At 62.7% G+C, this 8,105-nt stretch carries 6 protein-coding genes and 1 pseudogene; 6 read left to right on the top strand and 1 reads right to left on the bottom strand.

Annotated elements, in window-relative coordinates; translation table 11 throughout:
* Positions 1-1,264 (top strand): annotated as a pseudogene (locus Q0216_RS00180) (hypothetical protein); the annotation flags it as partial.
* A gap of 39 nt (positions 1,265-1,303) precedes the next feature.
* Here the strand turns inward: Q0216_RS00180 and Q0216_RS00175 are convergent.
* On the bottom strand, positions 1,304-1,882 hold the full coding sequence (locus Q0216_RS00175; protein WP_298591869.1) for a 4-hydroxyphenylpyruvate dioxygenase: 579 nt from the start codon (positions 1,880-1,882) through the stop codon (positions 1,304-1,306).
* Between the two features lie 237 nt (positions 1,883-2,119).
* Between Q0216_RS00175 and purN the strand changes: the two genes are divergently transcribed.
* The 5 genes from purN to Q0216_RS00150 all read left to right on the top strand — a co-directional run bounded on the left by purN (position 2,120) and on the right by Q0216_RS00150 (position 8,042).
* Complete coding sequence (purN, locus tag Q0216_RS00170; RefSeq protein WP_298591872.1) at positions 2,120-2,701, top strand: phosphoribosylglycinamide formyltransferase; 582 nt, start codon at positions 2,120-2,122, stop codon at positions 2,699-2,701.
* Positions 2,702-2,912: 211 nt separating this feature from the next.
* Positions 2,913-4,523, top strand: coding sequence for a bifunctional phosphoribosylaminoimidazolecarboxamide formyltransferase/IMP cyclohydrolase (gene purH, locus Q0216_RS00165; RefSeq protein WP_298591867.1), 1,611 nt, complete (start codon positions 2,913-2,915; stop codon positions 4,521-4,523).
* A gap of 268 nt (positions 4,524-4,791) precedes the next feature.
* Complete coding sequence (locus Q0216_RS00160) at positions 4,792-5,373, top strand: TetR/AcrR family transcriptional regulator (protein ID WP_005506809.1); 582 nt, start codon at positions 4,792-4,794, stop codon at positions 5,371-5,373.
* Positions 5,374-5,662: 289 nt separating this feature from the next.
* The gene (gene glyA / locus Q0216_RS00155; protein WP_298591864.1) at positions 5,663-6,937 is read left to right on the top strand and encodes a serine hydroxymethyltransferase; all 1,275 of its coding nucleotides are present in this window, start codon (positions 5,663-5,665) and stop codon (positions 6,935-6,937) included.
* Between the two features lie 220 nt (positions 6,938-7,157).
* On the top strand, positions 7,158-8,042 hold the full coding sequence (locus Q0216_RS00150) for a bifunctional methylenetetrahydrofolate dehydrogenase/methenyltetrahydrofolate cyclohydrolase (protein ID WP_298591861.1): 885 nt from the start codon (positions 7,158-7,160) through the stop codon (positions 8,040-8,042).
* Positions 8,043-8,105: the final 63 nt, after the last annotated feature.

The following is an 8,105-nucleotide window of genomic DNA, read 5'->3' as shown; positions in this document are numbered from 1 at the left end:
TTTTGCGGATGAGCGCCCGAACCTGGGTGAGCGTCTGATGAGTTTTACTGCCTCGATCCGTGAGCGTTTTGCGCAGGGCCGTGAGCGTTTTGCGGAGCGTCGTGAGCAGCGTGCCCAGGAGCGTGCGGAGCGTATGGAGCGTGAGGCTGAGGAAGCCGCAGCACGTGAGGCAGCTGAGCGTGAGGCTGAGGAAGCGGCACGCGCGCAGGATTCCGAGAACGTTGTTGAGGCCGAGCAGTCCGTGGCGTCTGAGCAGTCTGTTGTGTCTGAGGTGGCGACCGGTCATGTCCCGGTGCATCCGCAGGAGCCTGTGGTTGCTGTCCCCGTGGAGGCGACCGAGCAGCTGGCGCAGCGTGCGGCGGCGGACGCTTTCGCCGAGATTGTTGCAGAACGCGAAGTATCGGCTGAAGAGCCTGTAGTAACGGAATCCACTGCGGATGTTGCTCAGGAGTCTGTCTCCGAAGAGGCTGCTGCTGAAGAGAGCCCTGTTGAAGAGAGCCTTGTTGAAAAGAGCTCTGCTGAGGAGTACGAGCCGATTGAGGCCGTTCAGCAGGTCGATTACCTGCACTCTGCCCACGCTGACTCTGCACAGGCTGAGGATTACGAGAGCGTTGAAGCATCTGTTGAGCCAGCCTCCAACGAGCGCGCTGCTGACGAACACGGCACCTATGACCCCGCCGTGTACGCTCATGACCCCTCCGATGAGGAGACCCGCGAGCTGATTCAGGAGCCCGTCTACGAGGCTGCTGAACCTGTGGCAGCTGAGCGCGCTGTCGATGAGTCCGCAGAGCATGCACCTCGTTCGAAGGGCCGCGCGAGCCGCATCATGGCGTACTTCGGCTTTGGCCTTGAGCAGCCTGCCGCAGCGCAGGATGACTCCGTACAGGGTGACTCAGCTGATGCCGACCATGCTGGTTCTGCCGCGCAGGATTCCGCTCGGGATCGTGACAACTACCGGGCGCATGAGCGTGCGCAGAAGCGTGAGGCGAAAAAGGCGGCTAAGGCGGCACGCAAGAAGCAGAAGAACGACCTAGAGCGTGATTTTGTGGATCGTGAGCTGGATGTCCTCTCCGCCGATCAGGCGATGAGCCGCATCTTTGAGGTTCGTAGCCAGACCGGCGTGCTTCCGCTGGTGACCGATGAGGCGTCTACCGTGGAGCTGCCCCCGCTGGATGTCAGCTCCTCGAAGTCTCATGGTTCTAGCGCGGGTTCTAGCGCCCAGGGCTCTAAGGCTCAGGCTTCTAACACGCGCACGAAGAACTAGCGCGCTCCCAGCCCGCAGGATCCCCAGCGTGTGAATGAACTAGCGCGCGGATGAAGAGCTAGAGCTGGACGCGCCGGTGAGCTTGTCCATCGTGCCCTGGAAATCCTGGTCGCAGGTGGACATATCGGTCTGGGTCAGCGCGGCGGCGCGGCACTCACGGTACTCCTGCGCGCCGGGCATGAGGGCAAGACCGATGCCGCCGAGCAGGGTCATAGCGCCGTAGATAATGCTGACGCCCGCGGCAATGTAGAAGAACCAGGGGCCGCGGTAGACTGCGGTGCGCACGATCGCAATAATGCTCAGGGTGATGCCGGCGAGCGCGAAGAGGAAGAGCGCCAAGAAAAGCGGCATCGCGGAGAGCGCGAAGGAAGACGACGTAAAGATTACCAGCGCGGCAGCGATCAGCATGAACGAGGTGCGAATATTCGCTTTCTGCTGTTCGATGGGGTCGATGGGCTTGCGCGGCTTCTTGCCCTGAGGTCCTCGAGGCTGCGGCATCATGTTCTGCGGCGCTCGCGGCGGAACCTGCTGGTTCTGCGTGGCGCCGTTGTTCAGGGTAGGCTGCTGCGGTGCGTTGTTCGGAGTGTTCTGCGGAGTGTTCTGCGGGGGAGTAGACATACCTATAAGGGTACCGCCCCGCCTGCCCGCGACCTATTGAGCTCGCGACCTGTTGAGTTTACTGCCTGTCGAGTTTGCGCCCGGTGAACCTCGGTGGACCCTGGCGAACCCCGGTGAGGATTTCTTCCGCCGGGGTTTCTTTGCGCTCGCCTTTGGGCTTTGGGCATGTTATGAACCTCTTACCCCCTTGGATAAGGGTGTGAGACGGGTTATACTAGTCGGGTGCGAATTGTGGTTATGGTATCCGGCTCCGGAACGAATCTTCAGTCCATCCTCGACGCTGTAGCAGCGGGCGAGCTTCCCCTCGACATTGCGGCAGTGGGCGCCGACAAGCCCTGTCTGGGTATTGAACGTGCCCAGGCGGCGGGTGTACCCACCTTCCTGGTGCAGCCCGGCGACTACGCAGACCGCCCCTCCTGGAACCGTGCGCTGGAAGAAAAGATCGCTTCCTACAACCCCGATTACATTGTGTTCGCCGGCTTCATGCGCATTGTTGACGCGCAGCTGGTTGAGCGTTTCAAAAACCGCATTATTAACACCCACCCCGCACTGCTGCCCTCTTTCCCGGGTGCGCACGGCGTGCGTGACGCCCTGGCGCACGGTGTGAAGATTACCGGCCTGACCGTCCACTTTGTGGATGCGGGCGTTGACACCGGCCCCATCCTCGCCCAGGCGGCAGTGCCCGTTCTGGATGACGACACCGAAGAAACCCTGCACGAACGCATTAAGGTGCAGGAGCGCCGCCTGCTCGTGCAGACCATCGCATCCCTGGCTGAATCTCACGGCGCTGCATCTGACGACGCTGCATCTGACAGCTAATTCCGCCCACTAGATTTTTGCGGCGGAATGAGCCGAGCTCACACCCCGCCGCCCACACACGTTCCGCTGTGGCACCCGAGTACCCCTGAGGGGAAGGTGCACAGCGGCGGGGAATACCCCCACACATATCCTGTCTATCCTGGCAGGCTACGTCCATCCACCAGCTGTGCCGCCGAGAACCGGCGTGCACGTCTAAAGCATCGGAGTATTTGTGTCTCTCATTGAGCTCGATCGCGTGCCCCTGCGCCGCGCCCTCATTTCCGTCTACGACAAGACCGGTCTGGAGGAGTTCGCCCGCGGCCTGCACGAGGCTGGCGTCGCGCTGGTCTCCACCGGCTCCACCGCATCCACCATCGCGGCAGCAGGCGTACCCGTCACCGAGGTTACCGAAGTGACCGGTTTCCCCGAGTGCCTCGAAGGCCGCGTGAAGACCCTGCACCCGCGCATCCACGCCGGTATTCTGGCTGACCGCCGCAAGCAGGAGCACATCGACACCCTCGAAGAGCTGGACGTTGAGGCGTTCGACCTGGTGGTTGTGAACCTGTACCCCTTCGTTGAGACCGTTGCGTCCGGCGCCGATCAGGACGCCATCATCGAGAAGATCGACATTGGTGGCCCCTCCATGGTTCGCGCTGCCGCGAAGAACCACGACGCCGTCGCGATTGTTGTGGACCCCGCCGACTACGCGCGCACCGTTGAGGCCGCTAAGAACGGTGGTTTCTCCCTGGATGAGCGCCGCCGCCTTGCTGCTGGCGCATTCGCCCACACCGCCGCGTACGATACCGCTGTGGCTACCTGGACCGCATCCCAGTTCCTGCAGGATGAGGACGCTAACTTCTGGCCCCCGTACGCAGGCCTGGGCTTTGAGCGTAGCGAGACCCTGCGTTACGGCGAGAACCCGCACCAGCGTGCCGCCCTGTACGTTGACCCCGCCGCTGCCCCCGGCATTGCTCAGGCGGAGCAGCTGCACGGTAAGGCGATGAGCTACAACAACTACGTTGATGCTGACGCCGCTCTGCGTGCCGCTTACGATTTCGATGAGCCGGCTGTTGCCGTCATCAAGCACAACAACCCCTGCGGTATTGCTGTGGCAACCCCCGGCGCGGCTGACCCGATTGCGGATGCTCACGCGAAGGCGCACGCTTGCGACCCGCTGTCCGCATACGGTGGCGTGATTGCCGCTAACCGCCCGGTGACCGCCGCTATGGCTCAGACCGTCAAGGGCATCTTCACCGAGGTGATTGTGGCTCCCGGCTTCGAGCCCGAGGCGCTGGAGATTCTGCGTGAGAAGAAGAACCTGCGCCTGCTGGTTCTGCCCGAGGGCTTTGCCCGCGAGACCATTGAGTACCGCCCCATTTCCGGTGGCGCGCTCTTCCAGGAGGCAGACCGTCTGCAGGCTGAGGGCGACGACCCGAAGAACTGGACCCTGGTCGCCGGTGAGGCGGCTGACGAGGCAACCCTGCGCGACCTTGAGTTCGCGTGGCGTGCACTGCGTTCGCCCAAGTCCAACGCTATTCTGCTTGCCGATAACGGTGCCGCTGTGGGCATCGGTATGGGCCAGGTGAACCGCGTGGATTCCTGCAAGCTCTCGGTGGAGCGTGCGAACACTCTCGGCGGTGAAGGTAACGAACGTGCCCGCGGTGCGGTTGCCGCATCCGATGCGTTCTTCCCCTTCGCTGACGGCCTGCAGGTGCTGTTGGACGCCGGTGTGCGTGCCGTCGTGCACCCGGGCGGCTCGATCCGCGACGAGGAAGTTATCGAGGCGGCTAAGGCTGCTGGCGTGACCATGTACCTGACCGGTACCCGCCACTTCTTCCACTAAAAATCTGTAGCGGGCTCAGCCTGCGCTGAGCTACCTGCTGTGAGCGGGGCATTCTGGGGTGAGCCTTCGGGTGAGCCTGGGATGCCCCGCTTTTTGTGCTTGCTATCTGGAATATCCATGCTGGGGCGGCCGCGTTGGGGCGTCCGTAGTGTGGGCAAGCCGTATTTATAGAATTTTTGCTCTATTTTGCGCCGGATTTGCGCATGAGGGTGCGTCACCGACGACCGAGATGCGCACGGAGCGGCTAAAAGTTCGCTAGGATTAGGTTGTGCCTAAAGTCAGCGAAGAATACAAAAAGAACAGGCGTTCTCAGATTGTGGAGACCGCCCGCGAATGCTTCATCAAGCACGGTTATCAGAAGGCTTCGATGAGCGACATTATTGCGGCCACCGGCCTGTCCGCTGGAGCGATTTATAACCACTTCTCCTCCAAGGATGAGATTATTCTGGCGGCAGCCCGCATGGACATGGCGCCCTTTGACCGCATCCGCGCCGAACAGCCCTGGGACTACGTGTTCGGGTGCCTGAAGGTGCTGGACACCCCCAAGATTCGCCGTCACCTGCTCGTCACCTGGGGCGAGGCGGTGGCGATGCCGCAGCTGGCGACCGTGGTGTCTGAACAGCTGAGCTACCTGCGCGATCAGTCCCTGGAACGCTACCGCGCCTGGGGTGCCGCTGAGCTGGACTTCACCGAAGAGGAGCTTGAAGAGTGGCTGACCGTTATCGGTGCCGCGGTGCTGTCGGTGCTGACCGGTTACGTGGTGCAGACCCAGCTGGTGGCTGGCGGTAAGAAGGAGAGCGCTCGCGAGGCGTACCTGGAGTATGCTTCCGCTATTCTGCGTCAGGCGTAGGGTTAGCAGACCCGCATAACGGCCTGCTGATAAGCCCGCCGGGGTGTGTTGTGCGCCCCCGCTGGCGTCTCGCCGACACCATGAAAACTTCATTGTGATGCTTTGTAAAGCCCGTTTTCCTTCTCGAAGGAAAGCGGGCTTTACGGTATTATGAGGTGTAGCTCATATTTTTTCACTCAGGGTTTTCAGCTGGAGGCGCGCGCCGCCTCCCGAAGACCGCCCGGCGTATGCCGCGGCAACCCTGATGATGAGCGACCGAAGATAACGCAAAAACACTCCCAGGAGCGTAATGTCCGAGCAGAAGATCCTCGAGATGCCCCTCGCCGACCTCGACCCCGAGGTTGCAGAAGCCATTGAGCTGGAGCGCAAGCGCCAGCAGAACACCCTCGAGATGATTGCATCCGAGAACTTCGTCCCCCGTGCCGTCCTCGAAAGCCAGGGCTCGGTACTGACCAACAAGTACGCTGAGGGTTACCCCGGCCGCCGCTACTACGGCGGCTGCGAATTCGTCGACATCGTCGAGGACCTCGCTATTTCCCGCGTGAAGGAACTCTTCGGCGCCGAGCACGCCAACGTTCAGCCCCACTCCGGTGCGCAGGCGAACAACGCCGTCATGCACGCACTGCTGAACCCCGGCGACACCATCATGGGTCTGTCCCTGGCACACGGCGGCCACCTGACCCACGGCATGAAGCTGAACGTCTCCGGCAAGCTGTACAACGTTGTGGCGTACAGCGTGGATGAGTCCGGCCGTGTTGACATGGAGCAGGTGCGTGAACTGGCTCTGGCTGAGCGCCCCAAGCTGATTATTGCCGGCTGGTCCGCATACCCCCGTCAGCTGGACTTCGCAGCGTTCCGCGCGATTGCTGACGAAATCGGCGCGTACCTGTGGGTGGACATGGCTCACTTCGCGGGCCTGGTGGCTGCGGGTCTGCACCCGAACCCCGTCCCGCACGCGCACGTGGTCTCCTCCACCGTGCACAAGACCCTGGGCGGTCCCCGTTCCGGCTTCATCCTCTGCACCGAGGAGCTGAAGAAGAAGATTGACTCCGCAGTGTTCCCCGGTCAGCAGGGCGGCCCGCTCATGCACGTGATCGCTGCGAAGGCTACCGCATTCAAGGTCGCCGCATCTGAGGCGTTCAAGGACCGTCAGAAGCGCACCGTTGAGGGCGCACAGATCCTGGCGAACCGCCTGCTGCAGCAGGACGTGAAGGACGCCGGCGTTGCGATCGCCTCCGGCGGTACCGACGTTCACCTGGTGCTCGTTGACCTGCGCGACCACGCCCTCAACGGCAAGGAAGCAGAGGACCTGCTGCACGATGCCGGTATTACCGTCAACCGTAACGCCGTGCCGAACGATCCGCGCCCGCCGATGGTGACCTCCGGTCTGCGTATCGGTACCCCCGCGCTGGCGACCCGCGGCTTCGACGCTGAAGGCTTCACCGAGGTGGCCGACATTATCGCTTCCGTACTGCTGCCGAACCCGGACATCGCTGCGCTGCGTGCCCGCGTTGAGGCGCTGTGCGCCAAGTACCCCCTCTACCAGGGCAGCGAGAACTGGTAGACCCTGAATGACCCCGTTCGCTCACCATCCCCTCGTGGGTGCTGAGCGGGCGGGGTTATTTCGCCCTGATACTTGTACCGCCCTGCCCGCTACATCCGTTGAGGCATATCCGTCGAGGGATGTAGCGGGGGAGTGGTACCTGCTAGGCACACACCCTAGAACTCAACACACAGACCGTCCGTTTCGGCGAACCCCGCCGCAACCTATGGAAGGAAAAACAATGCCCCAGATTCTAGACGGTAACGCAACCGCCGCAGCCATCAAGGAAGAGCTGAAGGAGCGCGTCGAGGCGCTCAAGGCTAAGGGTATTACCCCCGGCCTGGGCACCGTCCTGGTCGGTGACGACCCCGCATCCCGCTCGTACGTGGGCGCTAAGCACCGCGACTGCGCAGAGATCGGTATTAACTCCATCCGCGTGGACCTGCCCGGTGACATCACTCAGGAAGAGCTCGACGCAGAGATCGACAAGCTGAACAACGACCCGGCGTGCACCAGCTACATTGTGCAGCTGCCCCTGCCCAAGCACCTGGACACCAACCGCGTGCTGGAGCGCATCGCCCCCGAGAAGGACGCTGACGGCCTGCACCCGACCAACCTCGGCAAGCTCGTGCTGAACGTTTCTGAGCCGCTGGATTCCCCGCTGCCCTGCACCCCCAACGGTGTCATTGAGCTGGTCAAGCGCCACGGCATCGACTGGAACGGTAAGAACGTTGTGGTGCTTGGCCGCGGCATTACCGTGGGCCGCCCGCTGGGTCTGCTGCTGACCCGCCGCGAGGTGAACGCGACCGCAACCCTGGCGCACACCGGTACCGAGAACCTGGACGAGGTGCTGCGCGAGGCTGACGTCATTGTTGCCGCTGTGGGTGTTCCGCACGTGCTGAAGGCTCACCAGGTCAAGGACGGCGCAATCCTGCTGGACGTTGGTGTGTCCCGCGCTGAGGACCCGGAGACCGGCAAGAAGAAGCTCTTCGGCGACGTCTCCCCGGAGGCTGCGCAGAAGGCGTCCTGGGTTTCCCCGAACCCCGGCGGTGTGGGCCCGATGACCCGCGCGGAGCTGCTGGTGAATGTTGTGGAGACCGCAGAACGTCAGGCAGCGAAGAACTAGCCTGGCCGTCAGCTCAACGTTCCATGCCGCAGCACGTGAGAGGGCTCTGAGGATAACCGCGCG

Source organism: uncultured Rothia sp. (genome assembly GCF_937976295.1).
Taxonomy (GTDB): domain Bacteria; phylum Actinomycetota; class Actinomycetes; order Actinomycetales; family Micrococcaceae; genus Rothia.
Note: the sequence above shows the minus strand (reverse complement) of the source record. Positions and strands in the feature narration are given on the sequence as shown.

Excerpts from the sequence above, each read along its gene's own strand:
- Q0216_RS00175 (WP_298591869.1), bottom strand. The coding sequence starts at position 1,882 with ATGTCTACTCCCCCGCAGAACACTCCGCAGAACACTCCGAACAACGCA.
- Q0216_RS00150 (WP_298591861.1), top strand. The coding sequence starts at position 7,158 with ATGCCCCAGATTCTAGACGGTAACGCAACCGCCGCAGCCATCAAGGAA.
- purN (WP_298591872.1), top strand. The coding sequence starts at position 2,120 with ATGGTATCCGGCTCCGGAACGAATCTTCAGTCCATCCTCGACGCTGTA.
- glyA (WP_298591864.1), top strand. The coding sequence starts at position 5,663 with ATGTCCGAGCAGAAGATCCTCGAGATGCCCCTCGCCGACCTCGACCCC.